Source organism: Marinobacter sp. G11 (assembly GCF_021282325.1).
Classification (GTDB): domain Bacteria; phylum Pseudomonadota; class Gammaproteobacteria; order Pseudomonadales; family Oleiphilaceae; genus Marinobacter; species Marinobacter vinifirmus.
This window is the reverse complement of the sequence record NZ_JAJSPB010000032.1, coordinates 13,020-39,222: the sequence shown is the minus strand read 5'-3', so window position 1 is coordinate 39,222 and position 26,203 is coordinate 13,020. Positions and strand designations below refer to the sequence as shown.

The 26,203-nt window shown below is 54.2% G+C and carries 25 protein-coding genes, 1 pseudogene and 1 riboswitch; of the genes and pseudogenes, 14 read left to right on the top strand and 12 right to left on the bottom strand.

What is annotated here, in order from left to right; genetic code table 11:
* Positions 1-283: 283 nt before the first annotated feature.
* A complete protein-coding gene (locus LWH94_RS16305; RefSeq protein ID WP_126811256.1) occupies positions 284-1,174 on the bottom strand; it encodes a LysR family transcriptional regulator in 891 nt (296 codons plus the stop codon).
* 97 nt (positions 1,175-1,271) lie between these two features.
* On the opposite strand from LWH94_RS16305, the gene LWH94_RS16300 reads away from it, so the two are divergent.
* The 3 genes from LWH94_RS16300 to LWH94_RS16290 are packed head-to-tail and all read left to right on the top strand — an operon-like array spanning position 1,272 to position 4,179.
* Positions 1,272-2,054 (top strand): CmcJ/NvfI family oxidoreductase, encoded by a 783-nt coding sequence (locus LWH94_RS16300; protein WP_054490020.1) that lies wholly within the window; start codon positions 1,272-1,274, stop codon positions 2,052-2,054.
* A 7-nt stretch (positions 2,055-2,061) separates the two neighbouring features.
* Entirely contained in the window at positions 2,062-3,393 is a 1,332-nt protein-coding gene (locus LWH94_RS16295) for an aldehyde dehydrogenase family protein (protein WP_232902910.1), read from the top strand.
* Positions 3,394-3,402: 9 nt separating this feature from the next.
* Positions 3,403-4,179, top strand: coding sequence for a prolyl hydroxylase family protein (locus LWH94_RS16290; RefSeq protein WP_232902909.1), 777 nt, complete (start codon positions 3,403-3,405; stop codon positions 4,177-4,179).
* On the opposite strand, the gene LWH94_RS16285 is transcribed toward LWH94_RS16290, so the two are convergent.
* From LWH94_RS16285 to LWH94_RS16270, 4 genes are all read right to left on the bottom strand, one after another.
* On the bottom strand, positions 4,176-4,322 hold the full coding sequence (locus LWH94_RS16285) for a transposase (RefSeq protein ID WP_232902908.1): 147 nt from the start codon (positions 4,320-4,322) through the stop codon (positions 4,176-4,178). The two genes, LWH94_RS16290 and LWH94_RS16285, sit on opposite strands and share 4 nt — an antisense overlap.
* 530 nt (positions 4,323-4,852) lie before the next feature.
* A complete protein-coding gene (locus LWH94_RS16280; protein ID WP_232902907.1) occupies positions 4,853-5,722 on the bottom strand; it encodes a diacylglycerol/lipid kinase family protein in 870 nt (289 codons plus the stop codon).
* 233 nt (positions 5,723-5,955) lie between these two features.
* A complete protein-coding gene (locus LWH94_RS16275; RefSeq protein ID WP_232902906.1) occupies positions 5,956-6,600 on the bottom strand; it encodes a NirD/YgiW/YdeI family stress tolerance protein in 645 nt (214 codons plus the stop codon).
* A gap of 189 nt (positions 6,601-6,789) precedes the next feature.
* A complete protein-coding gene (locus tag LWH94_RS16270) occupies positions 6,790-7,752 on the bottom strand; it encodes a hypothetical protein (protein ID WP_232902905.1) in 963 nt (320 codons plus the stop codon).
* A 146-nt stretch (positions 7,753-7,898) separates the two neighbouring features.
* On the opposite strand from LWH94_RS16270, the gene LWH94_RS16265 reads away from it, so the two are divergent.
* From LWH94_RS16265 to mntP, 6 genes are all read left to right on the top strand, one after another.
* A complete protein-coding gene (locus LWH94_RS16265; protein ID WP_232902904.1) occupies positions 7,899-9,854 on the top strand; it encodes an alkaline phosphatase D family protein in 1,956 nt (651 codons plus the stop codon).
* Positions 9,855-9,882: 28 nt separating this feature from the next.
* On the top strand, positions 9,883-10,929 hold the full coding sequence (locus LWH94_RS16260) for a sodium:calcium antiporter (protein WP_232902903.1): 1,047 nt from the start codon (positions 9,883-9,885) through the stop codon (positions 10,927-10,929).
* Positions 10,930-11,403: 474 nt separating this feature from the next.
* Entirely contained in the window at positions 11,404-12,204 is an 801-nt protein-coding gene (locus LWH94_RS16255) for an undecaprenyl-diphosphate phosphatase (protein ID WP_114434719.1), read from the top strand.
* Between the two features lie 9 nt (positions 12,205-12,213).
* Positions 12,214-13,281, top strand: coding sequence for an FAD:protein FMN transferase (locus LWH94_RS16250; protein ID WP_232902902.1), 1,068 nt, complete (start codon positions 12,214-12,216; stop codon positions 13,279-13,281).
* A complete protein-coding gene (corA, locus tag LWH94_RS16245; protein WP_442915004.1) occupies positions 13,281-14,234 on the top strand; it encodes a magnesium/cobalt transporter CorA in 954 nt (317 codons plus the stop codon). Before LWH94_RS16250 ends, corA begins: the two co-directional genes overlap by 1 nt.
* Positions 14,235-14,408: 174 nt before the next feature.
* Positions 14,409-14,547: riboswitch (yybP-ykoY riboswitch) on the top strand.
* A gap of 39 nt (positions 14,548-14,586) precedes the next feature.
* Positions 14,587-15,144 carry a manganese efflux pump MntP gene (gene mntP / locus LWH94_RS16240; RefSeq protein ID WP_114434716.1) on the top strand — a complete coding sequence of 186 codons (558 nt, stop codon included), beginning with the start codon at positions 14,587-14,589 and terminating at the stop codon, positions 15,142-15,144.
* A 121-nt stretch (positions 15,145-15,265) separates the two neighbouring features.
* Here the strand turns inward: mntP and LWH94_RS19465 are convergent, their stop codons facing one another.
* From LWH94_RS19465 to LWH94_RS16225, 4 genes are all read right to left on the bottom strand, one after another.
* A complete protein-coding gene (locus LWH94_RS19465; protein WP_269802636.1) occupies positions 15,266-15,619 on the bottom strand; it encodes an ATP-binding protein in 354 nt (117 codons plus the stop codon).
* A gap of 33 nt (positions 15,620-15,652) precedes the next feature.
* The gene (locus tag LWH94_RS19460) at positions 15,653-15,871 is read right to left on the bottom strand and encodes a hypothetical protein (RefSeq protein ID WP_269802635.1); all 219 of its coding nucleotides are present in this window, start codon (positions 15,869-15,871) and stop codon (positions 15,653-15,655) included.
* 569 nt (positions 15,872-16,440) lie between these two features.
* Positions 16,441-17,892 carry a chromate efflux transporter gene (gene chrA, locus LWH94_RS16230; RefSeq protein WP_232902900.1) on the bottom strand — a complete coding sequence of 484 codons (1,452 nt, stop codon included), beginning with the start codon at positions 17,890-17,892 and terminating at the stop codon, positions 16,441-16,443.
* 2 nt (positions 17,893-17,894) lie between these two features.
* Positions 17,895-18,824 carry a chromate resistance protein ChrB domain-containing protein gene (locus LWH94_RS16225; RefSeq protein WP_228210641.1) on the bottom strand — a complete coding sequence of 310 codons (930 nt, stop codon included), beginning with the start codon at positions 18,822-18,824 and terminating at the stop codon, positions 17,895-17,897.
* 171 nt (positions 18,825-18,995) lie between these two features.
* On the opposite strand from LWH94_RS16225, the gene dmeF reads away from it, so the two are divergent.
* Positions 18,996-19,925 carry a CDF family Co(II)/Ni(II) efflux transporter DmeF gene (dmeF, locus tag LWH94_RS16220; protein WP_011786633.1) on the top strand — a complete coding sequence of 310 codons (930 nt, stop codon included), beginning with the start codon at positions 18,996-18,998 and terminating at the stop codon, positions 19,923-19,925.
* A gap of 31 nt (positions 19,926-19,956) precedes the next feature.
* Here the strand turns inward: dmeF and LWH94_RS16215 are convergent, their stop codons facing one another.
* A complete protein-coding gene (locus LWH94_RS16215) occupies positions 19,957-20,235 on the bottom strand; it encodes a metal-sensing transcriptional repressor (RefSeq protein WP_011786634.1) in 279 nt (92 codons plus the stop codon).
* An 80-nt stretch (positions 20,236-20,315) separates the two neighbouring features.
* Between LWH94_RS16215 and LWH94_RS16210 the strand changes: the two genes are divergently transcribed.
* The 4 genes and pseudogenes from LWH94_RS16210 (at position 20,316) to LWH94_RS16195 (ending at position 23,690) form a co-directional block, all read left to right on the top strand.
* Complete coding sequence (locus LWH94_RS16210) at positions 20,316-20,699, top strand: hypothetical protein (RefSeq protein WP_041656491.1); 384 nt, start codon at positions 20,316-20,318, stop codon at positions 20,697-20,699.
* A 48-nt stretch (positions 20,700-20,747) separates the two neighbouring features.
* Entirely contained in the window at positions 20,748-21,482 is a 735-nt protein-coding gene (locus LWH94_RS16205; protein WP_011786636.1) for a HupE/UreJ family protein, read from the top strand.
* A 15-nt stretch (positions 21,483-21,497) separates the two neighbouring features.
* Complete coding sequence (locus LWH94_RS16200; RefSeq protein ID WP_232902899.1) at positions 21,498-22,211, top strand: hypothetical protein; 714 nt, start codon at positions 21,498-21,500, stop codon at positions 22,209-22,211.
* A gap of 223 nt (positions 22,212-22,434) precedes the next feature.
* A pseudogene (locus LWH94_RS16195) lies at positions 22,435-23,690 on the top strand (IS256 family transposase).
* A gap of 363 nt (positions 23,691-24,053) precedes the next feature.
* Here the strand turns inward: LWH94_RS16195 and LWH94_RS19655 are convergent.
* Positions 24,054-24,512 carry a Mov34/MPN/PAD-1 family protein gene (locus LWH94_RS19655; RefSeq protein WP_442915003.1) on the bottom strand — a complete coding sequence of 153 codons (459 nt, stop codon included), beginning with the start codon at positions 24,510-24,512 and terminating at the stop codon, positions 24,054-24,056.
* Positions 24,494-26,203 (bottom strand): ThiF family adenylyltransferase, encoded by a 1,710-nt coding sequence (locus LWH94_RS16190; RefSeq protein ID WP_232902898.1) that lies wholly within the window; start codon positions 26,201-26,203, stop codon positions 24,494-24,496. Before LWH94_RS16190 ends, LWH94_RS19655 begins: the two co-directional genes overlap by 19 nt.

Sequence of the window (26,203 nt, the reverse complement as noted above, 5' to 3'; positions counted from 1 at the left end):
TGGCGAGAAGGTCAGTTTTTCAGGTACCATTTTGGATAGCGGCTGTTGGTGCTTGGTGAACGGTGTAAGGTCCTGAAACTATAGCACTTTCAGCCGCTTTCTTTTATCCCCTCATGAGAAATCCGGGCTAGGGTGACCGGCCAGGCGCGCGTGCTCACGCCCGAACAGTTCGCCCACCTCTTGGGTGAGATTAAAGAGCATCGTTACCCGGAAAAGAATACGGCGCTGATTTAGATCAGCTTCAAGCTCGGACTTCGAGTTCAGGAGATCGCGCTACTCCAGATCAGCGTGAAACCTGAACCAGTAAATCCCTAATCCAAATATTCAGAGGGTCCTGCGATGAGCGCTGGTGCCACACGGCGATCACGTCGAATCCGGGGATCTCGGCATTCAGCTCAATCGGCCGCAACGAGTCGTCGGGCAGCAATCGCGACGGGATGAAGCCGACAAGGTCAGTCTCAGAAATCGTTGCTTTGGCCGCCGTGAAAGTTGGTACCGAGAGCATGGCTTGCCGTGGGTGCCCCTGGTCTTCAAACCAGCGATGGACGGCACCGGTAAAGTCTCCCCGCGAAGGCGACACCACTACCTGGGGCATGTCAGCGATCTCGGCAACCGACATAGTGCTGCGAACTGCCTCATTGGCCTTCCCTGCCACACAGACATAGCGCTCCGAATACAGGGTTAACGACGGATAACTCGGTGGCGCAAACTTCGGATTGGTCAACACCAGATCCACGGTGCCATCAAGCAGGTCATTTGCCATCTCATCCAGCTCAAGTTTTTTCACCGCCAGCCTCAGACCCGGCGCTTCCCTTCTCAGGCGCTGCATCAGAAAAGGCAGGATGGTTTTCTGCTCCAGATCGGTGGAGCTGATGGTAATGGTCCGCGTCGTTGTTGCGGGATTGAACTCATCCTGCTCCAGCAACTCGCCAACGGCATTCAGGATGAGATCCAGCTTCGGCCCCAACGTTCGGGCATACGCCGTCGGAGTAACGCCATTGCCGCTGCGGATAAACAGGCGATCATTGAAGGTGGCGCGGAGCTTTTTCAGCTGGTCACTGACCGCCTGCTGGGTCACCCCGAGTTGATCCGCCACACGGGACAGGTTGCCTTCGCGAAGCAGGCACTGAAGCGTTCGTAACTGTTTAAGGTCTACCCGGTTTAAAGCGTTCACTTGTACCTCTTACATCAAATCCTTGTTTCAAATCCTATCGGCTACTCCCTAAGCTGGCAAACCAAGAATCCAGCAACCCTACCCGCGAGGAGGAGCCATGTTCAGCATCAACTACGTCCAGCCCGTTGGCGACCTGGAGTACGACCAGCGATACAAGGGTCCAGGTGCCTCCGAGCTCACTCAATCCGTCGACACCCGACACATTGACGTCACAGACATTCGCAACCAAGCCAACGACTTCAACCTGGACGACCAGGGCTTCGAGGCGGTCCGGGTCGCCTTTGATTTTGACGACTACCAGAATGACGACGCCATTCGCGAACATTTGTATCCGCAGGTGATCGAGTACCTCCGTGACCGACTCAAGGCCAGCGAAGTGCTGATCTTTGATCACACTTATCGGTCAACCAGTCGTCAGGACCAAACCATCCATAACCGGGCGCCAGTGAAGACTGTTCACAACGACTACACCGAGAAGTCTGCGCTCCACCGCATGCTGGAAGAGACCGAACAACGACCAGAGCTTCGCGACCGCCCCTACCGGTTGGTGAACCTGTGGATGCCTGTCGGCCACCGTGTCGAGGAATCCCCATTGGCTGTTCTGGACATCAACACCGTGGCTGCGGATGACTTTCATCGCATCAAACTGGTGTACCCCGATCGCATCGGTGAGATAGCCGGGATCTCCTACAACCCGGATCATCGCTGGTACTACCTGTCAGACATGGAACCCGGCGAGGCCCTGCTGCTGAAAGTCTTCGATTCACGTTACCCCGAGGGCATATTTGGCACCCCACACACCGCGGCCGACCCCGTGAACACACCGGACAACGCCCGCAACAGAAACAGCCTGGAAGTGCGAGTCATCGCCTTTAGTTGAGGAAGCCATGAGCGAATTTCTTGTGTCATTGAATCCGTTGAATCAGGAGCCGGTCGGACAGGTGCCAATCACCTCCCGGTCCGAGCTGACAGAAATTGTGGGCCGGAGTCGGATCGCGCAGGCGAACTGGGGCCGGTTATCGCTAGAAGAGCGTGCAACCCGCCTGAGGGATGCTTACCATGCGCTGGCGTCTGCCCAGAATCAACTCGCCCGACTGATCAGCCTGGAAATGGGTAAGGACGCACGCCGGGCGACCTATGAGGTCGCCGGTACTGTAACGAATGCCCCCTATTTCATTGAGGAGGCCGCCGCTGCCCTGCAAACCGAACAAGGCGAAGGCCGCAGCCGTATCCAGTATCGGCCGCTTGGGGTTGTTGCCGTCATTTCACCCTGGAACTATCCACTGGCCATGGCCAACAACTTGCTGCTCCCTGCCCTGATGGCGGGCAACAGCGTCATTCTGAAACCCTCAGAACACACGCCGCTGGTTGCAGATCTGTTCGTTCGCGCACTACAGCACCATCTGCCCGAGCATCTGATTCAAATTGCCCACGGCCACGGAGACGTCGGTCAGGCGCTGGTGAAATCTGACATCAATATGATCGCCTTTACCGGGTCGATGGCCACCGGTCGCAGCATCATGGCGGACGCTGCCGAAGGCGTTAAACGCCTGGTCATGGAACTCGGTGGTAATGATCCCCTGATTGTCATGAAAGACGCCAATCTGTCGGCTGCTGCGCGATTTGCCGTTGCCAGCTCGTTCGAGAATGCCGGGCAAATGTGCACGTCAACCGAGCGAGTGTATGTCGACCGTACCGTTGCCGAGGAATTCAAACGCCAGGTGGTAGCGGCTGCATCGGCTTACCAGGTCGGCCCATGGGATCAACAGGGCGTCAACATAGGCCCGATCGCCAACACTACCCAGCATCAGCTTGTGCTGGGACATCTCAAGGATGCGGAGACAAAAGGCGCACGCTTTCTGCTCGGCAAGGCCGACTACCCAGCGCCATTTATTCAACCCACGGTTGTCGATGGCATGACCCCCGACATGCTCCTTGAACGCGAAGAGACCTTTGGACCGGTCGTTGCCATGGCTGAATTTGATGCCATCGAAGACGCCATCGCCCGTGCCAACGACTCCATCTACGGCCTGGGAGCGGTGGTCTTTGGCGGCCGGGGCGCCGCAGCCGTAGCTGACCAGCTGGAGGCCGGCATGGTGTCAGTCAATGGCGGGGCCGGCGGCAGCCCCTGGATTGGCGCCAAACAGAGTGGCTTTGGCTTTCATGGCTCGGCCGCAGGCCATCGCCAATTCGCTCAAGTACGGGTCATGAACTTTTAAGAGGTGACTATGAAACAGCATCAGGAATCATTTTTCGTCGTTGCCCGCGAGCCGGGCGCAGAAAACCCGTCGCTACCGACTTGGGCAAATAGCGTGCCGAACCCAGCGGAACTGGACGAGAGCCGTGAGACCTCGGCGGTGTCACGGCGGGAAATTCCGGAAGTGCCCGGTGCCTATCAGTTGCTCAATGTCTTTAGTCGCGAAGAGTGTGACCGCCTCATCGAACTGACCGAAAACCTGGGTTACTTGAAAGACGCGGCGGTCTCACTGCCTCGTGAAGTTCGACACAACGACAACGTGACTTGGGTTGTGGATGAAGCGACCGATCGCCTGATCTGGCAGCGGGTGCGCGATGCCGTGGCCGACAACCTGGACCTCTTCAGCAACAAGCAGCCTCTGGGCATCAATCGGCGCTTCCGTTTTTATCGTTACCGTGAAGGAGATTTCTTCAAGTTTCACATCGACGGTGCCTGGCCCGGCTCCAGAGTTGTGGACGACCGACTGATTGCGGATGCCTTCCCGGACCGGTTCAGCCAGATGACGTTCCTGATTTTGCTCAGCGACGACTTCGAGGGTGGTGAAACCCGCTTTCTCGTCGATGCAGATGACCCTACCAAACCGGCAAGGCGAAGCGACAACGTACGCGAGATCGATGTACGAACGCCGGCCGGCGGCGTTCTGTGCTTTCCCCACGGCCATCACCCCCTGCACTGCTTGCACAGTTCAGCGGAGATCACTTCGGGCACTAAATACATCATCCGTACCGACCTGCTGTTTGAACGCTAGCCGCGGGCGTGGCGACCGTTATCCAGCGAAATCCGGGAAACAGACGCTCCGGGCTTCAGGCATTCGGCGACGATACGAGCCTTCAGCTCTTTAGAGTAACGACGACGTTTTTGGTAGGGCTTGGTTACGCTTATGTTGGTCATATTAAGTGTCCACTTAAAAATAAGTGGACACTATCCTGACGGCCGCAGCGCCTGGCTCAAGATGGGTTTACCGGACGGTTACGAAAAGGCACTATCAGTGCCTACGTTCACAGGGGTGATATAGGTTTCAAATTCGATGGAATCATGAAATGGATAAAGACATCGATCCCGTTGGTAATGAAGCCAAATCTCTCGCCCCTTCGGTCCGAATGAACCTGAGGGAAATCGACTGCTCGCATAAAAGCCAACGATAATGCTGTGTCATTCAGAGCTGACTAACCAAAGCGAGGACCGAGATCTGGCGACAGGTTCCTGTCCGCCAGCGGTCTACCGGGCGATCTACTCGGCAAAATGCGCACGCTTGGGTCGCAAAGCGAACATTCAGATCCAAGCTCCAATCGCTCGCTTTGAGGGTCTTGTGTGTCATGTGCGTATCGGGGTAAGTCCAGTGCTTTCAGACATCGCCCTAGTCCTAGGTAGTCAGCAGCAGGCCAGTCAGCAAGATCAGAGAATATAGCCAGCTTTTTCGCTCAGGTGTGGACTATCTTTTCGCAGATTACGGCGAGGGAGCCCGGATCACAGCGCACTTCCAGCGGAGTATTGGCGACCACTTCGCCGTCGGCGGTCACCGTACGGGGTGTGTGGGTGCTGATCTTACACTGTCGGGCCTTGAGGTGAACAAATGTCGACGTCTGGTCAGGTGATCGGTCCCGCAACCGCATAAATATAAAGGTGGCAAACAGCCGTAAAAAGGACCGTGGTCGCACTGCGATGATATCAAGTTGACCGTCATCAGCACTTGCAGCCGGGATCGGGTGGCCACCACCGTAATATGCGCCCGTGGCAACGGCCAACGAGAGCCATCTGCCATCCACTTCGCCCGTATCTGCCGTGACAGTGGCGTGAAAGCCTCGATGCTCCCGCAGCCCGCGCAGGATCGTAAGAGCGTACACAAAACGGCCCCACCGGGCCTTTTGCTTCGGCCCACTTCCCCTCACGGCCGCAGTTCCCAGCCCCACATGGGCGACATTCAGGAACAGCCCCCTGTCGTAACGGGCCACATCAAGCCAGCGCCATTTATTACGCGCGATCAGCTGGCACAGAGCCTCTGGATCTCTGGGTAGCCCCAAGTTCCTGGCAAAATCATTGGCAGTGCCAGAGGGAAGGACTCCCAAAACCGCATTCCGCTCTATGCAGATACCTGCAGCGAGATGCACTGAACCATCTCCTCCGGCAGCAAGGATGCAGTCTCCCGATTCGATTTCTTCTACCCACCAGCTATCATCGATATTACGAGTCAGTACTGGCTCGACGCCGGCCTGGGCAAGGCGTTGTCGCCACGCCTCAGATTCCGATTTGCCTCCAGCAGACATTTCATTAACCACAAGCCAATAACGCATGAAAGAAAGTTCCTGTTGGAGCCAGGTTTGGGACTTACGTGCTGCCAGAGAATACTATGGCTGCGGCGGGCCTTAAAGCGGGTACTCACTCTCCCGGGGGTAGCCGTGGCACGGCAAGGACATTAGTTTGGTTCGCGTCCGGATTGGTGCGCGGTGAAGTTTCAATCCGCGTCTGCTGGAATGAACGATTGGGAAAAGCCCCGCCAAAGGCGGGGCTGGTGGCGCAGACGCTTTTATGAGCTACTGTCATCGTCGAGCGTAACGATAGTGTCCGCCATCAGCTCAGAGTTTTCGAAAGTATCGACGTCCATGTCTCCCGTAACAGTGACTTGGTCGCCTTGCTGAATCTGCTGATAGCCCTCGTCATCCATGGGATTGTAGGCCATAAGCGTCGTATCAACCGTCATTTTCTGGTCTCCGGAGTCAATGGTGAACTCCGTGCCGTCGACGTTCGTCACCGTTCCCGTCAGAACAAGCTGGCCAAGGTCGACTGTCGGAGCAACATCAAAGTCCGTTACGCTCTCTTCATCGGCCGCGCTGGCATAGAAGTAGGTGCCAAGGCTATCTACATAGACGCTGCTAGCCTCGATCTTGGCGGTTTCAAAGGTGTCATCGTCGACTTCGCCGTACACCGTGACTTTGTCACCCGGCAAGGTTACACCGCTTTCTTCGAACCAGTCCCAGTCGTCCATTTCCACTGTGACCAGGCCCTCGCCATAATCCAGCGTGAACGTGTCTGCGGTGGTACTCGTCACCTTCCCGCTCAGGGTGATCCATGAGCCATCGGCAGCAAAATACGGGTTCTCTGAGGCCAGAGTGGCGGCCGGAGCTAGCGTCAGAGTTGAAGCGATTGCGAGAGACAGGGTTGTGCGTTTCATATTCCGATCTCCTTTTTGATCTCGGGTGGTATGGATTTGTGTAGTGTTTTATTCACTACATCTATTGCTTCTAACCACAACCCTAACTAACGGACTCCGCAATTAAAAATGCTATGAATAGCCCTTAATTGTGAGGAAATATTTTCCTGCCCTTATTCCAATCGCACAAAACACCTCTGTTGGCAGGTTTCAGAGAATCTCTACCCCTTCACATTTATAGCGCCCTATTAATGTATCGTCCTGCAACACGTTACCCTCAAGATCGAAACAGAACAGATAGGTTTCAGTACGGTCTCCGATTTCCACGCTCTTGAGACCAATACATTCGTCGGTACGACCGGGAATCAGCTTGAATGAGGATACGCCACGCTCAGGCCTTCTATGGCCAATCTCCACTGTTTTGATGTCAGTAAAGTCCGGGTTTGCAATAATAAGCGTATTGCCACCGCGTTCCTTCTCATCAACCGTTTCTTCGAATGGGGTTCGGGAGATTTTGCGCGGAAAAAACAGCCAGCAGTTGCGATACGGGTGCCATTCTGCAGCTTCATGGGTCACGTAACCCTGATCGCCCACATTCAGGGCATCCCGAATACGCTGATAGTTGTTGTGCCAGTTCATACTTTCCAGGCTGTAGTTTCGGTTCAGAACCTTAATCCATTCTTCTTCTGCGTTCTTTCCGTGGCTGCCCACGATCATCTGCTCGCCTTTCAGGGTCGCCCATTCGCTTTTGAATCCCTTGAATTTTTCGTCTCCACTGCCTGTCATCAGGATATGGCGGGGTACAAGCTGATTTTTGTTGCGGATTTCGCACACCAACCCCGTGCGGTCATCGAAGGTGATCAGCCGTTCGCCAAACTGAACGAGTTCGGAAAATTCCGCGCCGCGGCCCCCTTCGGCAATCAGGCTGATCAGATGATGTTCGCCCCCTTGTTCTTCGGGGATTTCTTCCAGCCTGTAGAAGGCCTTGCCGGTGTCTGGATCGATTTCGCGATAGAGCTTGTCGAAACGCAGGGTGGATTTCCAGGCTGTTTGGCCATCTTCAAGTTCCACCTGGGATGCGTGATCCTCGTCCGTGATAATGGCGAGGGTGTACTCAGTCTGCTTGCTGTTGTAGCGTTCAAGGCGCTGAATATCGAGTGGCTTTTCGGCCATATCGGTCTCCTTATCCCATACTCACAGGATGTATTGAGAAGATTTCAATAAAGGGTAAAGGATTTGGTGGTCATTTTGGAAACGCTGGAGATAACTGAGAGAACTGGTGCAAGTGCTAAGTCTTCAGGGGGCGCTGGGAGAAATCAATGAGTGAGCGGACTTCGTTGTCTTTGCCACCAGTATTGGCGGGGCCAATTCTCAGGCACACCACGCGCAAAAGATTAGTGCTTTGGCTGGTGGGGTCATCGCCGCTGACGATAAGGATGCGGCTTAACCAGGAGTCTTCAACTGAGCCGCTTATTGATCGGGTGCTCACAGAAAAGGACGTTACCCGCGTTCGTGTCGGTATCTCGGCCTACCTGTACCTAATTGATCTTGGACTCGAAGATACCTTGCCATTGAATACACGGATTGAATACGACCTCGGAGTGTCTGGTTCGGAGTTCAGCGGTCCGGGAAGCGATAATGAGGCCTGGATAAGGGACTGGGCACCCCATCTCTGTATGCCGGGAAAGGAGCGGCCTGACTTTATGATCAAGGACCGGGTTGATCGGCTCATTCATGGCTCTTGCCGCCGGCCCCATTCCTCTTCGTCCGACGGATTGGTGCGTGTTGACCAGTTACTTCAACAGGCCCAGGAGGATAGTGAAAAGCGCCCGGCGCTTATGCTGATGACCGGTGACCAGATCTATGCCGACGATGTCGCCGGCCCCATGCTTCGGGCCATTCATGAGCTGATTGACCGTCTGGGTCTTTACGACGAAATGCTGGCCGGCAGTGTGGTCAGTGACAGCAAAGAGTTGCGGGATAATCCGGATACCTATTTTCGGCGTGAGAAGTTGCTGCCGGATATCCGGAGCAATGAGGCCCTGATAGAGAGGTTCTTCGGAGGTGTCAGGAAGCCAGTGTTCACCACCGCCAATGCGCACAACCATTTGATTTCCCTGAGCGAAGTCATGGCCATGTACCTGCTGGTCTGGTCGCCGGTGTGCTGGCGTCTGATTGAGATGGAACAACCGGCACTGAATGGGAAGGATACAAACGCCTACCGGGAGGAGCAGGTCGCGATTGACGACTTTGTGCGCGGCTTACCCCGCGCTTCACGAGCGCTCGCCTATGTCCCGAACTATATGATTTTCGATGATCATGACATCACGGATGACTGGAACCTGTCTGCACAGTGGGAGGCCACAACCTACGAACATCCGTTCGCCCGGCGCATTGTGGGTAATGCCCTGGTTGCCTATCTGCTGTGCCAGGGGTGGGGCAATAACCCTGACGCCTTCGATGACATCTTGCCATCCATTCAGGCGTTGTCGGAATCGGCCGGGCAGGAGGGTGTGTATTGCCCCTCCCGACAGGATGCGTTAATTGATGATCTTTTGCAGTTTGAGCACTGGCATTACACGCTGGCGACATCGCCCAGAATTGTGGTGTTGGATTCCCGCACCCGCCGCTGGCGGAGCGAGCTTAATCGGGCCCGCCCTTCAGGGCTGATGGATTGGGAAGCGTTGACCGAGTTCCAACAGGAAATCATCGAGCAGAAAGCAGTGATCGTGGTTTCTCCGGCACCCATGTTCGGGGTGAAATTGATTGAAACAATCCAGAAGGTGTTTACCTTCTTTGGCAAACCTTTGGTGGTGGATGCCGAAAACTGGATGGCCCACCGCGGTGCCGCCAACGTACTCCTGAACATCTTCCGGCATTCACGTACCCCTGAAAACTTCGTCATACTTTCCGGAGATGTTCACTATTCCTTTGCTTATGATGTGCGCCTTCGTCATCGGCCCGGCCAGCCCAGGATATGGCAGATCACCAGCAGTGGCATCAAGAATGAGTTTCCACATACGCTTCTGGAATGGCTGGACCGGATAAATCGCTGGCTCTATGCACCCTGGTCACCACTCAATTGGTTTACCAAACGACGGCGTATGCGCGTGACACCTAGAATGCCCGAAGGTCGCGAAGCAGGAGAGAGGCTCTGGAACCATGCCGGTATTGGTATAGTGGACCTGGACGAGGAAGGATCACCGGTTAACATAGAGCAAGTGAATTCGCGTTCCGGGAGGACACGTTTCCCAGAGCCGGAGCGCTACCAATGAACCTGACACTGGCCTTCAGGGCCAGCTATTGGGAGGACATATTCTTCAACTGCTAGTTTGGAGCGTTGTCGCTGTAGTTGGTACAGGGATCGTTTGGAAAGGCAGTGGCCTGCTTGAATCCGCAAGCGAACGCCTGTCTCTTTATTACCGGCTGCCGGAGATCGTCCAGGGTGCGATCGTTGTGGCTATTGGTTCCAGTTTTCCGGAGCTGGCAACGGTCGTGGTGTCCACCCTGGTACATGGGGAATTCGAGTTGGGCGTTGCAGCCATCGTTGGGTCAGCTCTGTTTAATATCATGGTCATACCTGCTTTATGCGGACTGGTTGCTAAAGATCAGTTAATGACAAACCGGGACCTAGTTTATAAAGAAGCGCAGTTCTACATGATTGCCGTCGCCGCCTTGCTGCTGATGTTTTCCTTTGCGGTGATTTACAATCCGGCTCAAGCCGAAGAAGGCGTTCTTCGTGGAGAACTCACCCGTTGGCTGGCTATCATGCCGCTCGTCCTTTATGGGATTTACGTCTTTGTACAGTATCAGGACACCATGGACTACCAGCCCGATGAAGACGTTTCCCACATTCAGCCCGCAAAAGAGTGGGGGCGGCTGGCCGGAGGGCTGGTACTGATCCTTGCAGGTGTTGAAGGACTGGTTCGGGCGGCCGTCAACTTTGGCGATATTCTGGGTACCCCAAGTTTCCTCTGGGGTATCACCATCGTCGCCGCAGGAACCTCGATTCCGGATGCCTTTGTGTCGGTGCGCGCTGCCCGCCATGGCAGAGGCATTACCAGCACTGCCAATGTGCTGGGTAGCAATATTTTTGATTTGCTCTGCTGTATTCCAATTGGGGTTCTAATCGCCGGAACTGCGGTCATCAATTACTCCGTCGCGGCCCCGATGATGGCCGTTCTGACCTTTGCGACGCTGGTGCTGTTCCTGATGATGCGGACGGACATGGTTCTAAGCCGCAAAGAATCCTGGAGCCTGCTGGCGATGTATGGTGTGTTTGTGCTCTGGGTTGGGCTTGAGTCAGTTGATGTGACTAATCTCATCGTTAACTTTCCGCCCGGTGCCTAGCAATCCAGTGAGCATCGGCCGGTCTATGAAGTCGGGCACATAATTGGTTCGAAAGTTGAAGTTCAACCAACGGGGAATCCGGTTTTCGCTTAACGGGTATAGGTTTTGCGCCCCCCTCTTAGGGTGTGGCCCAAAGTGAGAGACCCAAAGCGACCAATCAGGATGATCCCAATGATGACCAGTTGACCAGTGGTGCCTAGATCACGAATGTCCGCTTTTGTTTAGGTGCTTCGGTCGCAAAGCGGACGTTCAGACCCGAGTCCGAAGACTTTGGTAGTGACACCATAAAATGCTTATCGTAAATGACTGATCCATGCTCGGACTTTTCACAGATGAACGGTGGGGTATCTAATTTCATCGAATGGAGTCAACGTCTTGAGAGCAAGAGGTAGAAGGTTGTTCTGATAAATAGCACAATGTTCCGCCATTTCCCGACATGCGCAGTCGCATTACTTCTTCACTACAGGATGACAGATGGACTTTCTTCAGGCCCTGTGGCTGGGCATTATCCAGGGCATCACCGAGTTCCTCCCCATTTCCAGCTCCGCCCATCTGATTCTGGTGCCAGCGTTTACCGGCTGGACGGATCAGGGCGTAGCGTTTGATCTTGCGGTCCATTTGGGCACCTTGCTTGCCGTTATGCTTTATTTCCATCGGGATGTCAGAGATCTGGTGAGAGATGGCATTGCATCATTGGCCGCGCGGCGCTTTATCGGGCAAGGTCTGCTGGCGACCTATCTGATTCTTGGTACCATCCCTGCCGCTCTGACTGGGTTGTTGCTGTTGGATCTGATCGATAATCAGTTGCGCTCAATCGGGATTATATTTTTTACCACGCTGGTATTCGGTGTTCTACTTGGCTGGGCAGACTGGCGGCCAAACAAGAATCGGCAGCTCCAGTCACTCAGGTGGACCGATGCCCTACTGATCGGGATGGCTCAGGCGGTTTCACTGATTCCCGGAACGTCACGCTCAGGTGCAACGATCACTGCGGGTTTGTTGCTGGGCCTGAACCGTCAGGCGGCCTCCCGCTTTTCATTTCTGTTGGCTATCCCAATTACCGGCCTAGCTGCTTCTGCCAAAATACTGGAAGTTGCGACGAGTGACGGCGTGTTTTATTGGCGGGCCTTTCTGGTCGGGGGGCTCAGTTCCTTTGTCGTGGCTCTAATCGCCATCCATTTTTTCTTGAAGTGGCTTAATCGGTTCGGTATGTGGCCTTATGTTGCCTATCGGCTGGCCCTGGCTGGCGTCATATATTTTCTGTTTCTGAATTAGGGCATTGAAATGATCAACCTGTGTTTTCGCCAAGCGGCATTCACCGGAACCCTGCATTGGCTGGTGAGGGTTATCGTTCTCGCAATCTTCATTGGTCTGCTGAACGGTTGCAGTGAACCCACGCCGGTTAAACAATTGAGTGGTGCCGCTCAGGGCACAACCTGGCATGTGACGGTCTGGCACCCTGAGGGGCTGGATATAACGGCTCTCCAGAGAAAGATTGAAGCGGAATTTAACCGGCTTGACCAGGTACTGTCCAATTACCGTCAGGATAGTGTTATCGAGCGTTTCAACCAGTCGGCAAGTATCGCGCCCGTGGATGTCGGAAACGAGATCGCCGATCTGGTGCAGATTGCTAAGGAAGTCAGCAGGGCTAGCCAAGGGTGCTATGACCTGACCATCAAGCCACTGTTTGATTTGTGGGGGTTCAGCGGGGAGTCTGTGTCACTGCCCGGCTCGGCAGAGTTAGAGCAGGTCCGGAAGCTCACTGGGTTCGGCCTGGTGTCAGTGCCTACTTTAACCAAGCTGCAAAAAAACGCCCCAGAAGCTGAGATCGACCTTTCTTCGATTGCGCAAGGCTACAGCGTTGACCGGGTCGCCAGCGTCATGGAAGCCGCAGGCATCAAAAACTATCTGGTGGAAATTGGCGGTGAATTGAAAACCCGTGGTCACAAGCCGGACGGCTCATTCTGGCGTATCGCCATAGAGAGGCCTTTGCCCGGTGGTCGCGCTGTTCAAAAGGTCTTGACGATCGGTCAGGACGAACCCGTATCTGTCATGACATCCGGTACCTACCGACATTACTTTGATGACCAGGGCACCCGTTACAGTCACGTGCTGGACGCCCGAACAGGCAAGCCCATTACGCACAAGACGGTATCGGTCACTGTGCTTGACCAAGACCCCACCTTGGCCGATGCCTGGTCAACGGCCTTGCTGTGTCTGGGCGATGAAGAGGGTCTCACTATTGCGAATCAAGCCGGTATTGCCGCCTTGTTTCTCAGGGAAAGCGGTGAACAATTCGTTGAAAAGACCACGAGTGCTTGGCGCTCGATGAAAAACATAGAGGTTCAGTGATGCTCCGATTCTTCAAAATACAGGCCGGCCGGATTCAGGAAACCAAATGCCCTGAGGGCGAACTTGGGGATTGTCTGAAGGAGGCAGACTGGATCGATGCGCAGGAGCCCAATGAAGAGGAAAGAGCGCTGCTCCAGGGGATGCTGCATACCGATCTGCCGGAATCTGATGAATTAGAGGAAATAGAAGCCTCTGCACGCTGCTTTGTTGACCAGGCAGGAATGCACATCCACTTTCTGTTTTTGGCACCAACCGGAGGTCGGCATACCACGGTTAATGTTGCCTGCATCCTTCAAAAGGAGCGACTGATTACGATTCGGGAGGGTGATCCGGCCGATTTTCGACTATTGCGAATGCGTGCCCGACGAGGTCAAGTGGAGGCGCAGTCTCCAGAGGATCTTCTGGTAACTCTTCTGGAACAGAAGATTGAAAATCACGCAGACACCCTGGAGGATCTCCACCGGCAATTGGAGAAGGTCAGTTATCTCGTACTGGAGGATGAAGAGGCGGAACTGGAAGACGCGATCAGTCAACTGGCACGGCTGGAAGACAGCAACGGAAAAGTCCGCCTGTGCCTTATGGACACGCAACGTGACATATCATTCCTGTTGCGACATTTGCGGACCAGGTCGGAGCAGATCAAAACGCTGAGGGAAATGATGCGCGACATTGAGACGCTCATGTCACATACCACCTTTCTGTTCGACAAAATCAATTTCCTGATGGACTCGACCCAGGGGTTCATCAACATCGAACAGAACAAGATCATCAAGATTTTTTCCATTGCCGCTGTTGTGTTCCTTCCCCCGACCCTGATTGCGAGCATCTACGGTATGAACTTTGAGCATATGCCTGAACTGAAATGGCTACTCGGTTACCCATGGGCGATTGGTTTGATGATCGCTGCCGGTATTGCTCCGTATTGGTATTTCAAACGCAAAGGATGGATGTGAGGTCTTTGGGATTACGATCCGACTTTTTTCCCTGTCGAGCTTAGCCGACAGGGAACTCGTTCTTCGGGTAGCGCACGTGGAATCTGCGATGCACGGTCAGGGTGTACCCCAGGGTGAGGGTGCTACGGGTAAAGTCGAACCCCTATTTGTGATCGCTAAGAATGATTGCTAAAGTTGCGCATCGTTGGGGAGTAGCCTGCTTTCGATAGACGGAAGAGTTCGTGTCAACACAATTGGCCACATGCCATGGTACGAACACCTCTCGGTTGGCGAGACCATCGATATATCCATGCCTGAGGTCGGGCGTGTGGCTATATCGTGGACTCAATATGCCCGACCGGAACCAGCATTCATGAACCCAATTGCCCTTCTTTTGCTTGCTCTTGCCATGTCCACAGACGCCTTTGCCGCTGCGATCGGCAAAGGGGCAAGCCTCAACCGGCCCCGCCTTCCAGAAGCTCTAAGAATCGGACTGATTTTCGGGTCGATCGAAGCAATAACCCCTCTGATTGGCTGGCTAATTGGTCGGTCGGCTTCGGCCTACGTAGAGGCCTGGGACCACTGGATAGCATTTGCCCTGCTGATGGCTCTCGGTTTGCACATGATCCATGAAGGCCTGAAGCCGAGTGAAGAAGAAACCGAAAAGCCCTTTAGACAGTCATTCTTCAAGACTGCTCTGACTGCAATCGGCACGAGTATTGATGCTATGGCAGTCGGCGTTGGATTGGCATTTATCGATGTAAATATCTGGTTAGCGGCGGCACTCATTGGTTTGGCCACGACTGTCATGGTGACATTGGGAGTCATGCTTGGTCGAGTTGTGGGCTCTGTTTTGGGACACCGAGCGGAAATATTTGGCGGGCTTACGCTAATCGCGGTAGGGGTCTGGATATTATCAGGCCACCTATAGTGCCTTATAAAACAGATAGGAAGGTCATCGCTCTTTGTTGATAACAGCCAACTCCCATTGTGGGGCAATAGCTCATCGATGGCGTTGTTTTCCTGTGTCGGCAGCCGGGGCAGAACATCCTTCAGGTAGGTGTCAATGGCCATTTATTTTGACCCACCTTTGGCCAATAGAATTGACCTCCTTTCATAGTCTGACTTGTCGCTTTCTGCTTCAGCCGATAGCTGTCTCCTCCCAGCATAAAGATGTGTGAGTGGTGGATGACCCGGTCAATGCTCGGCACCGCCACGTTGTCGTCGTGGAAGAACTCGCCCCAGCTGGTGAAGTCCTTGTTAGTGGTCAGGATGATCGACCGGTATTCGTACAGGCTGTTGATCAACTGGAAGTCCAACAAGGCATTCACCTGACGTTTGGTAATGGTGGTCTGGTGCCGGTAGTCGAAGCCCTCCAGGCGCTTCTCGGCAGGGAACGCGGCCATCTTCCGGTTTCTGCTGATGCGCTTGTCCCGGCGCTAGATCAGTTCGTGTTCGGCAAGTCGGTCCGCGAAGCTCAGGTAGGACATCTCGTTGGCTTCTGCCTCCGCCAGTAAGTTGGTCAGCTCATCGGCTTCTGCACTCAGACGCAGGCTGCGAATCATCTCGGACGAGACGTCTATCAACAGGCTTACGAAGCCAAGTATCGAGATTCCCGAAGGCAACCGGGTCCGGGCGACTCGGTCCTCGGCCTTCACGCCGCTGACTCTGCAATAGAATTTTGCATAGGGATAGAGTCCAGATTCGTTCGGACGACGAACTCAACGAGAGGGATCGCATCCCTGAAAGCATGGCTCATTGCAGGCCACAATCCAGTCGGACTCGAACCAGGCCATAGTCCCTATACTGGTTTCCCCCGGCTTTGACAATTCCTTGACTTTATCATCACCCCGCCCTGACAGCGCCGTCGCTAACATGCCCCTATTGTCAAACCGCATGCGATGTTTAGTGCACCTTTTTTAGGATTCAATTGATTGTGAGATCAAAGGTTTTTATTTCGCCGTTTAATCAAACCGTCGGCAGACAGGTCACCGGTTTTCTGGCTGCAGGCGGGCTGGCAACGGCTATCCACTGGGCTTCAATGGCGCTTCTTGTTCTGGCCGGACTGCCTGCAAAGCGGACATTCGAGTAAGACGAATAGCGCTTGCAGTATGCGCGCCCATGGAATGGAACCGAAGGCGCAATGAAATGGGCTTCGTCGCGCCTGCGCTTAATGGGTTCTACCCCGTTACTGTGGACATTCCTAAAAAGAGGCCTGACACGCTGCTCACAGGCTCGGCGTGCCTCCGAACAACAGGTAATAAGCGATGCCCAGTAGCGAACTGACTAAGATCACCGGCAACATGCCCACCTTGAAGCGTAACATGGCAATAAAGGCGCCCAGTGCCAGCACCACACTGGCAATCTGGATACTGCCCCATGTTGGCACCAGCAACTGCATGCCAAAGGTCCGAACCGTATCCACTTCGGCGAAAGCGACATGCACCGCAAACCAGATAGCCAGGTTCAGCATGACGCCCACGACGGCGGCGGTTACCGCCGACAGCGCCGCGCTCACTGCCTGATTCCCGCGCAGCTTTTCGACGTAGGGCGCGCCCAGGAATATCCACAGAAAGCACGGAACAAAGGTCACCCAGGTCGCCAGAACCGAGGCAAGAATACCCGCTGTAAAGGGATCGAGGGGGCCTGCGTCGCGGAAAGCGCCCATGAAGCCCACGAACTGTACTACCTGAATCAAGGGGCCGGGCGTGGTTTCCGCCATGCCCAGGCCATCCAGCATTTCCCCTGGCGCAAGCCAGCCGTAATTCTGCACGGCCTCCTGTGCCATATAAGCCAATACCGAATAGGCACCACCAAAGGTGAGGACGGCCAGCTTGCTGAAGAAGAACCCTATCTGGGTGAAGGCATCGTCAAAGCCCAACGATACAGCCAACAGAACTAGCGGTGTGAACCACAGCGGCAGCCAGACCGCGAGTACCTTGAGCGCCCGCTTGCGCGTTGCCTTGGTATGATGGGCGACACCGCCATCCATCATGGCGTCGATCGCCCGTTCTCCATCTTCGGGCGTGTCATGTCCCTTGATGACTACAAATCGTTCCGGGTCCACATGCCGCCCCAGCAGGCCGATAACAGCAGCCGTCAGGATCACTACCGGGAACGGAACTGCGAACAGGAAGATGGCAATGAAAGCAACAGCGGCCAATATGTACATATAGGCATTCTTGAGCGCTCGCTTACCGATCCGGATGACGGCCTGAATCACGATCGCCAACACCGCCGCTTTAATCCCGAAGAAAAGCGCCTGCACCAGGGTTGCATCCTGAAAGCCCGCATAAAGCACGCTCAACACCAGGATGCTCAAAAAACCCGGCAACACAAACAGTCCGCCGGCCACGAGCCCACCCTTGACGCCATGCAGCAGCCAGCCGATATAAGTAGCCAGTTGTTGGGCTTCCGGCCCGGGCAGTACCATGCAGTAGTTCAGGGCGTGCAGAAACCGGCTTTCGCTGACCCATCGCTTTTCATCCACCAGAATACGATGCATGACGGCGATTTGGCCGGCAGGACCGCCGAAACTCAGCATTGCAATCCTTAGCCAGACGCGCACCGCTTCCCCAAACGTAATCTCATGACCAAACTCGTTGCGATCGCCACCCGATGGCACGGTGTCTTGTTGGGTTCTGTGGGCTGTATCGGTGGAGTGGGACGACTCCGGCATGCTTACTTCCTCTTCGTATAGGTTGTGTACAAACTGTCGAACACCTGATTGGCAGCCAGTAACAGCTGATCATCGTTATGATGAGACTCGCGAAAGCCCATCAATACGCATTCAACTCCAGTGGCCGCCGGTGGCTGATGGCCGCCAACATCGAGGTAATGCACCAGTTCCGCGATCCGCTGCAGTGCCACCTGGCGCAGGCCAAAGCTCGCCAGCAACGTTTCAAAGGTGACCTTGTCAGCTACATGGGTGAAGGCCGCTCCATCGAAATCAAAACCCAGCGCGTGATCAGGGCAATCAGCTGGAGAGCTTAACCATAGAAAATTCGCTTCCGGATCGATGAATCGCTTAATCAACCAGGCGCTGGCCAGGCGGTCCACCCACGGTCGGCGACGAGTTGCCCATACCCTTCCCAGGTAGTCGGCACGGTTGAGGAGAGCGACCGTGCCTGAAACAGGTAGCGGCTCATCAGGCGACAGCACGCGATTTGCGTCGGTTTCCAGTTCCTGCAACGCCCGATCGACCCGTTCACGGGCAGCACCTGGAAAAAAATCAATCTGTGACACGCGCGTGAAGCGCTTACGCAGTTTCCGGGTCTCCCTAATAACCTCCATGGCCGATTCTGGCAGCAGCGTTGCCCGTAGTTCTGCGATGTCCGAGTGCAAGGCCTCATAGTCGTCCGCACGATCGAATAAAGCGGGGAATTCATGAGCATCCGGGCCGTCAGTGGGTACAACATGGGCGACACCGCCGGCTTCACGCACGTCATGGGCCACAGCCTCCAACTTCTCGACGTGATCGGGGTGAGCTGGCAGTAAATAGACGCCGTCGCGAAGTGAAGCCGCGCCCCATGCCTTAATAGAGCGCCAGGCCCGCATACGCACCGTCGCATTTTCTGTAGGAAGTGACAGAATCAGTAGAAGCCATGACATTCTGTAGAATCTACTACGCGTTTGTAGCAATCACAACACTTTTATGGCTGAACGGTTGTGATGGCCATCTGACTACAGTCGCATTCTCATATATCCCCCCACGGGGGATAGGTTAAAAGCTGGTTTTGACCCCAGACTTACCAAATCATCAGCCACGCTAGGAACACTGTGATGCACCACGAACGACTCGATCATTGGCAACATAAGCATGTCTTTGGCCAGGATCGGAAGCGCCCCGGAGAAATCCGAACGCTCATCGTGGTGGGCCTAACGCTGGCGATGATGGTCTGGGAAATCCTGGCCGGGATCGTTTATGGCTCGATGGCCTTGCTGGCCGATGGGCTGCACATGGGGTCGCACGCGGTGGCCCTGGGTATTGCCGCCTTCGCCTATGCATACGCCAGGAAAAACGCAGGCAACGCCCGATTCTCTTTCGGGACGGGGAAGGTCAATGCGCTGGGCGGCTTTACCGGAGCCATTCTGCTGGCTGTCTTTGCGCTCTACATGGTCATCGAGAGTGTTGGGCGTTTTATCCAGCCCGTCCCCATTTCTTTCGATGGGGCCATATTTGTGGCCATCATAGGCCTGGTGGTCAACGGGGTGTCAGCGTGGATACTGGGGGATGCAGGTCATGACCATGGTCACAGTCACGGGCATAATCACGGTCACCACCATCATCACCATGACCACAACCGACGGGCCGCTTACCTGCATGTGCTTGCAGATGCGTTGACGTCAGTCCTTGCCATTGTTGCCCTTCTGGCGGGTAAATATGCCGGGTGGAACTGGATGGACCCGATGATGGGGATTATCGGTGCGATTCTGGTAACCCGTTGGTCCTGGCAACTTTTAAGAGACACCTCAAAAATCCTTCTCGACGAGCAACATCAGGACATGGAGGACGCTGTTAAAGAGGCCGTCGAAGACGACGATGCCAAAGTCAGTGATCTGCATGTGTGGGCAATAGGCCCAAACATTCATGCCGCTATTGTCTCAGTCGTCTCGCATCAGCCCGAGTCGCCCGCAGTTTATAAGGAGCGCATTCAGGCACACTGCCAGTCCCTGGTCCACGTGACGGTGGAACCTCTTCGCTGTGATTAACGGAGAGAACGCAAATTAGAGAGTAACGAGATCAAAGATAACGGGCGATTGCTTTGAACTCGTCGACGCGCCGCTGCTGCTCCGGCTCCAGCGGTCCGATGGCATCGTCCAGGCAGTGTTCAATGTGGTCCTGTACCAAGACGCGCTTGGCCTGCTGGATGGCCTTTTCCACAGCGTGAAGCTGCTGTGCCAGCTCCAGGCAGGGCTTCCCCTGATCCATCATGCCAATCACGCTTTCAAGATGGCCGTTGGCCCGCTTCAGGCGTTTGATGATATTCGGATGCGATTGATGCGTGTGATCATTTATCATGTTTAATTCCTATCCCCCGTGGGGGGATGGTATCCTCTTGCTTCGTTGAAATCCAACCACCGACTCGACCATTGAGACTGATGATTTCGGCCCTCCATCAAAGAAAACTGCTTCCGACGCTCGTCATGCTGTTCGCATTGGCGGGCCTGTCGCTGTCGGTGATTGGCGAGTCATTCTCTCACGGTGTGGCCAACTTGGCAGGCGATTGGGAATCGCAGCCTGACGGCCACCCAGGCAGTTATGGTGCGCATGGACACACCCACGATTTTGACGAAGAGCCAGAGACATCCTCAGTGCATCATGATGCTGGCAATCATACTCACGAGACCGTGGACCAGCTCAGGGTTCCGTTTGTTTCCCAAAGCCTGACCGTTCTCCGGCAGCCCGTGCCCTTTGCCGGAGGTTCTCCCCGCAGTTTGCGCTATCGGCTTGAACGCCCTCCAAAAGCCTCTATTCCCGCTTGATTCTTGCCGCTTACGTGGCCCGAGAAAACAAATTCAATTGGAGTCTTTATGTTGTCAAGCTTGCTTGGCGGTTGCCGTGGTGTGCCCTCAACGGGCACAGGCAGTCGTCTGTTCTGGACATTTCTGACCCTGGGCTTTCTGGGTATGAGTACCGATGTGCTTGCCCACGCAGTCGCTCAGGGCGACAGGGGCTACATCCAGGAAATTACCGGGATAAACCTTATTGCGTTCATCTATCTGGGGGCCAAACACATGGTCACCGGCTATGACCACCTGCTGTTCCTGCTGGGTGTCATTTTCTTCCTTTACCAAATGAAGCACATCGCGATCTACGTGAGCCTGTTTGCCCTGGGGCATTCCACCACAATGCTGCTGGGGGTGTACTTCAATGTGGGCATCAACAGCTACATCATTGATGCGATTATCGGCCTGTCCATCGTCTATAAGGCACTGGACAACATCGGTGCCTACCAGCGGTGGTTTGGCTTCCAGCCCAACACCAAGGCCGCCACGTTGATTTTCGGGTTCTTCCATGGTTTCGGCCTGTCCACCAAGATCATCGAATACGACATCTCGCCGGACGGCCTGATTCCGAACCTCCTCGCCTTCAACGTGGGCGTGGAAATCGGACAGTTGATCGCCCTGGCCATGATCCTGATTGCCATCAGCTTCTGGCGTAAAACCGACGGCTTTTTCCGCCACGCCTATACAGCCAACGTTGCCATGATGAGTGCAGGTTTCCTGCTCTTTGGCTATCAGCTCACGGGTTACTTTGTCGCCTGATTCTGGAGATTTGCTATGTACAACACCGATATACCCAACCGTGAAGAACTGCCCAGCACTGCCAAACTTATTCGATCAACCATCATCGCAGCTATTGTGGCGCTGATTCTGCTGGTGACCGTGGTCATGCCCGCCGAGTACGCCCTGGACCCGACCGGTGCCGGCAGATTGCTGGGGTTGACCGAAATGGGCGAAATCAAGGAACAACTGGCTGATGAAGCTGCCGCTGACGAGGAGGCACAGATGGTTGCCGTGCAATCCTCAAGCGATCAGCAGGAAACCGAAGCAGTACAGCCTGAAGCCGAAGAACCCGCTCAGGAAGCTGCCCCAGAGCCAGAACCAGAACCAGAACCAGAACCAGAACCTGCGGCCGTGCAAGAACAACAAGCATCAGAACCAGCACCTGCAGAAACACGATGGCAGGACGAAGTGCGAGTGGTTCTTACGCCTGGCGAAGGTACTGAGTTTAAGCTCACCATGGAAGAAGGTGCTGTGGCTCGCTTCTCTTGGGTATCCGAGGGTGGCCCAATCAACTTTGATACCCATGGCGATGGAGGCGGCCAGTCAATTTCATACGAGAAAGGCCGGGGCGTACCGGAAGACGAAGGCCAACTGGAAGCCGCTTTTACCGGCAACCATGGCTGGTTCTTCAGAAACCGGAATGACAATGACATTACTCTCGTCCTTCGTACCGGTGGAGACTACGGACAACTGAAGAAAGTGCTTTGATCACGCAGGCATAAATTGCAATTTTTTTTGGAGCCGGTCAGACAATGGCCGGCTGCGAGAAACGAAGCGAAGGTTCATGAAATGGAGCAAAACCAGAGGTTATGAATCAGCTCATGAATGTCGAGTTATGGTGATTTCTGGTGTATGGAAGCAGGCTGAAAGGATGGCGTATCCTGTTGGTTGATCACCGCCAAGATCACAACCAACAGAGGATGGATACGCCATGTCCAAGTCTAACCTGCATGCTCTTTCACAACCAGAGGCGACCACGAACGATCCCTTGCACGATCTGATCCGACAGGGTGCCCGTGACCTGATTGCGCGGGCTGTCGAGTCTGAGCTTCAGGGGCTACTGGATCAGTATGCCGATGTATTGACACCCGATGGTCGCAAGGCGGTGGTCCGCAACGGACACCTGCCCAAGCGAACGATCCAGACAGGCGTTGGGGATGTTGACGTTCAGGTGCCCAAGGTCAGGGACCGCAGTGGTTCCGGTATTCGCTTCAACAGTCAGCTCCTGCCACCGTATTTGAAGCGGGCCCAGAGTCTGGATGAACTCATCCCTTGGCTCTACCTGCGCGGTGTCTCCTCTGGCGATTTCCAGGAGGCCCTGAGTGCCTTGGTCGGCGAGCAGGCCAAGGGCCTGTCCGCCAACACGGTGTCACGGCTCAAGGCACGGTGGCTGAAGGAGCACGAGGATTGGCGTCGCCGTGATCTGGGCCAGAAGCGCTACGTCTACTGGTGGGCAGACGGTGTCTACAGCAATGTTCGCCTGGATGATCGGCTTTGCCTGCTGGTGATCATCGGGGTCACAGAGCATGGCCACAAGGAGCTGGTCGCGGTGGAAGACGGCCATCGCGAGTCCGAAGCCAGCTGGAGAGAACTGCTCACCGGCTTGCGGGAACGTGGCCTGGACCATGCGCCCAAGCTGGCCGTAGGCGACGGGGCTTTGGGCTTCTGGAAAGCGCTGAGCAAGGTGTTTCCGGATACCCGGCACCAGCGGTGCTGGGTTCACAAAACTGCCAACGTGCTGGACAAGCTGCCCAAGTCCGTACAGCCGAAGGTAAAGTCAGACCTGCATGAGATCTATCTGGCGGAGACCCGTGATGGGGCTCACAAAGCCTTCGAGAGCACGTTAAGGCGATTCCGGGACAAGTACCCGAAGGCCATGGAAAACCTTGAAAAGGACCGGGATGAACTACTGGCCTTTTACGACTTCCCGGCAGCGCACTGGATTCACTTGAGGACCACGAATCCCATTGAATCTACCTTCGCCACAGTCAGGCTGAGGACCAAGCGAAGCCGGTCCTGTGGCAACCGCGACACCACGTTATCGATGGTGTTCAAATTGCTCCAATCCGCCCAGAAACGCTGGAAGCGGATCAAGGGGTTTAACCAACTGAAGCTGGTCGTGAACAACGTTCAGAGTTTCGGGATGGAGAACGGGTGGATGATCAACCTGACAGAGACGCCGCTTGATGGTCATACACCAGATTTGACAATAACTCATGAATGTCATGCATACAGCAATTAATTAGGCTACTGAAATACCGCGTTATTCATAATTTTCCATATCATCGGTGATCGCCGGGTCGGAATAGTTATTCCACTTTATCGTTAGTGCATCCGATTAAGCGGTACCAGCCTTCAAAATTGAATCGAAAGCCGATTCGAAGCTGAGAGCTGCAAATGTCCGCTTTTGTTTAGCTGGGTTCAGAGGATGCCCTGGTCGCAAAGCGAACATTAGAAGCTCGCGAATCTGGAGTGCGAACTGATGGCTTATCAATTGAATTTGGCCCTAAAGAGGGGCGGCTTTCGAATGATTCGCCTAACCCGCTGGAGTCATCCCCCAGTCCATATCTCTGAGATTCCTGCAATCAAAAAGATTGCCAACTGTCCCCTTCGCCCTTCATTGAAGGTTTGCCAAGCATGGAGATCTATATCAGAGGGTTTAGGCAACCGCTCAGGGTGAGTATGCCACTCTCCCAAACAATTTATTTTACCTAAAGACTGTTCATACCATCTGGTTACTTGGCTAACGTGTTTTGGGTCTTTCCGAGTGAATCGGAACCTGCTTCGCTTATCGAGCGATTGCGGTACCGTGAGATTGATTACATGCAAGTCAACTCCTTTATAAAAACCAACCAGAAATCCGCCGGCTTCCAGATCCGAATGGCATTCTTGTCTATATCCGCCAATAACTTTCAGAACCGAGTCTTCTATTAAGAGGTGTCCCCCATCGCCTTTCCTCCACAACTGCGGTCCGACCCTTTTAAATTCGTTTATTTGGGACGAGAGCATAGCGGGCAATTGTTATCTGGTTGAGGAGTAGTGTCTGGTCTCTTCTGACATAAATCCGGTTTCAAGACCTGAAACCTGAGGCTATTCTGAACCCTATCGGCGAGATAATCATAGAGAATTGTCATTGCTTGCGTGGCAGCAATCATCGAAGTTGTTGCGGCGTAGGCATGAAAACTCTGATGGCATGCGCCAAAGAGTGGAGTATCGTCCTCTGGGCAACGGCTTAACGGAAATCTTGGTCGATACTTACCGTTTTCGAGAATCCATAAGCATCGATAGCATGCTGAGCCCTTCTTATTTCTGTCGTTGAGAAATGCCACCGTGGCCAGTCCATGACCGTGTATCCAACTATGCACCACAACAGGCTTCAAGCCATGCTCTGACAGATAGTCTGGAATCGCTATCGCCACAGTCTGCGACCCAGTGGCATCAACAATGATGCTGTCTTGAGTAAAGATATTCCAACATTCGTTAAGCGAGCAGGGGTGTTCCTTGATTTTAAGGAAAGGAAAATCAAGCCTGAGTCTAGCCGCAACAGCTTCGGCTTTGCTATGACCCACGCTTTCCGTTCCCAAAAGGTGTCTGCCTACGTTTTCTATGTTGAAGTCGTCAGAATCAATAATGTGGAGCTCGCCATTTGCGCCCCAACCAGCTCCATGCGAACAGAGCAATTTTCCCAAATGCCCACCAATCGTTCCGGCGCCAACAAGAATTACCCTTCTATTTTTGAGGGATGGCTCTTCTTTCGGTCGATTGCGCGTTTGAATATAAGACGGGTCAGCTCGGTCTAAGCGGTATCGAATGATCTTTGTACCATCGGCCTTCAATATTTTTGCGGCTTGCTTCAAACGCTTATGCTCAATCGCCTTAGCAGCAACGTCAGGTATTACAAAGGTAAAGCCGCATCCCAGAGCGTCGTCTCCATTGGCTGACGGCCAAATAATCGCCACTCCAACGAGCCTGATGTCATTTCCGCGTTTTCTCTTTCCCTTGGGTTGTATTGATTGTCGTAGACGCTCTACCAGTTGATTATGGGCGTCAGGAGCACTTTGGCGAATCCAATCGATTACCTCTCTGATGCTCGCCGGAGGCCAAGACCTCGGATTAAGAGAGACTGGCGGTTTTGCAAGCCGCAGGATAACCCATGGAGTATTTGGGCTTTGCTGAGCGTCGATGCTAAGCCAAGAATCTTCAGCTTTTCGCACAAGCCACTGACGCCCACTGGCTTGCTCCACGATCTGAATGAGGTCATCTTTGTTCTGGACAACACAGGCTACACGCAGAGATCTATGGGCACTCCAGTATCCTGAAAAGTCCTGAGCAATTACTTCTTCAGCCGGAGCGTTGGCCAGATTATCAACAAGAACCCGCTCAATACGCTCGAGACAGCCAGCAACCAGCTCAGTAGCCATAGCGGAATCCCACCATGTCCTACTTTGGTCGACGAAACAAACCTTTCCATCATCGTTGATATGGCGATAACCGAAGGCGGATCTTAAATTCAGGTCAAACGGCCATTCCGGTAGGTATGCATCTGGGTAATCAAATCTTCCTTCACGAAACCGCAATTCGAGTTTTAGTCGCCAATCACCGATGCAAATATACCCGGAAAATGTGGGTGTAGCGTCCAGATATATGGGTCGATTGGAAACGAAGCCGCGCAAGGACAGGAAACGCTCAATTTCCTCCAT

What these genes read in the sequence shown, in the direction of transcription:
- LWH94_RS16255 (WP_114434719.1), top strand. Translation starts at nt 11,404, where the DNA reads ATGGACTTTCTTCAGGCCCTGTGGCTGGGCATTATCCAGGGCATCACC.
- LWH94_RS16200 (WP_232902899.1), top strand. Translation starts at nt 21,498, where the DNA reads ATGTACAACACCGATATACCCAACCGTGAAGAACTGCCCAGCACTGCC.
- LWH94_RS16205 (WP_011786636.1), top strand. Translation starts at nt 20,748, where the DNA reads ATGTTGTCAAGCTTGCTTGGCGGTTGCCGTGGTGTGCCCTCAACGGGC.
- dmeF (WP_011786633.1), top strand. Translation starts at nt 18,996, where the DNA reads ATGCACCACGAACGACTCGATCATTGGCAACATAAGCATGTCTTTGGC.
- LWH94_RS16290 (WP_232902909.1), top strand. Translation starts at nt 3,403, where the DNA reads ATGAAACAGCATCAGGAATCATTTTTCGTCGTTGCCCGCGAGCCGGGC.
- LWH94_RS16250 (WP_232902902.1), top strand. Translation starts at nt 12,214, where the DNA reads ATGATCAACCTGTGTTTTCGCCAAGCGGCATTCACCGGAACCCTGCAT.
- chrA (WP_232902900.1), bottom strand. Translation starts at nt 17,892, where the DNA reads ATGCCGGAGTCGTCCCACTCCACCGATACAGCCCACAGAACCCAACAA.
- LWH94_RS19465 (WP_269802636.1), bottom strand. Translation starts at nt 15,619, where the DNA reads ATGGCCGCGTTCCCTGCCGAGAAGCGCCTGGAGGGCTTCGACTACCGG.
- mntP (WP_114434716.1), top strand. Translation starts at nt 14,587, where the DNA reads ATGAACCCAATTGCCCTTCTTTTGCTTGCTCTTGCCATGTCCACAGAC.
- LWH94_RS16280 (WP_232902907.1), bottom strand. Translation starts at nt 5,722, where the DNA reads ATGCGTTATTGGCTTGTGGTTAATGAAATGTCTGCTGGAGGCAAATCG.
- LWH94_RS16300 (WP_054490020.1), top strand. Translation starts at nt 1,272, where the DNA reads ATGTTCAGCATCAACTACGTCCAGCCCGTTGGCGACCTGGAGTACGAC.
- LWH94_RS16265 (WP_232902904.1), top strand. Translation starts at nt 7,899, where the DNA reads ATGAGTGAGCGGACTTCGTTGTCTTTGCCACCAGTATTGGCGGGGCCA.
- LWH94_RS16295 (WP_232902910.1), top strand. Translation starts at nt 2,062, where the DNA reads ATGAGCGAATTTCTTGTGTCATTGAATCCGTTGAATCAGGAGCCGGTC.
- LWH94_RS16210 (WP_041656491.1), top strand. Translation starts at nt 20,316, where the DNA reads ATGATTTCGGCCCTCCATCAAAGAAAACTGCTTCCGACGCTCGTCATG.
- LWH94_RS16285 (WP_232902908.1), bottom strand. Translation starts at nt 4,322, where the DNA reads ATGACCAACATAAGCGTAACCAAGCCCTACCAAAAACGTCGTCGTTAC.
- LWH94_RS16225 (WP_228210641.1), bottom strand. Translation starts at nt 18,824, where the DNA reads ATGTCATGGCTTCTACTGATTCTGTCACTTCCTACAGAAAATGCGACG.
- LWH94_RS16270 (WP_232902905.1), bottom strand. Translation starts at nt 7,752, where the DNA reads ATGGCCGAAAAGCCACTCGATATTCAGCGCCTTGAACGCTACAACAGC.
- LWH94_RS16275 (WP_232902906.1), bottom strand. Translation starts at nt 6,600, where the DNA reads ATGAAACGCACAACCCTGTCTCTCGCAATCGCTTCAACTCTGACGCTA.
- LWH94_RS16190 (WP_232902898.1), bottom strand. Translation starts at nt 26,203, where the DNA reads ATGGAGGAAATTGAGCGTTTCCTGTCCTTGCGCGGCTTCGTTTCCAAT.
- LWH94_RS19655 (WP_442915003.1), bottom strand. Translation starts at nt 24,512, where the DNA reads ATGCTCTCGTCCCAAATAAACGAATTTAAAAGGGTCGGACCGCAGTTG.
- corA (WP_442915004.1), top strand. Translation starts at nt 13,281, where the DNA reads ATGCTCCGATTCTTCAAAATACAGGCCGGCCGGATTCAGGAAACCAAA.
- LWH94_RS16215 (WP_011786634.1), bottom strand. Translation starts at nt 20,235, where the DNA reads ATGATAAATGATCACACGCATCAATCGCATCCGAATATCATCAAACGC.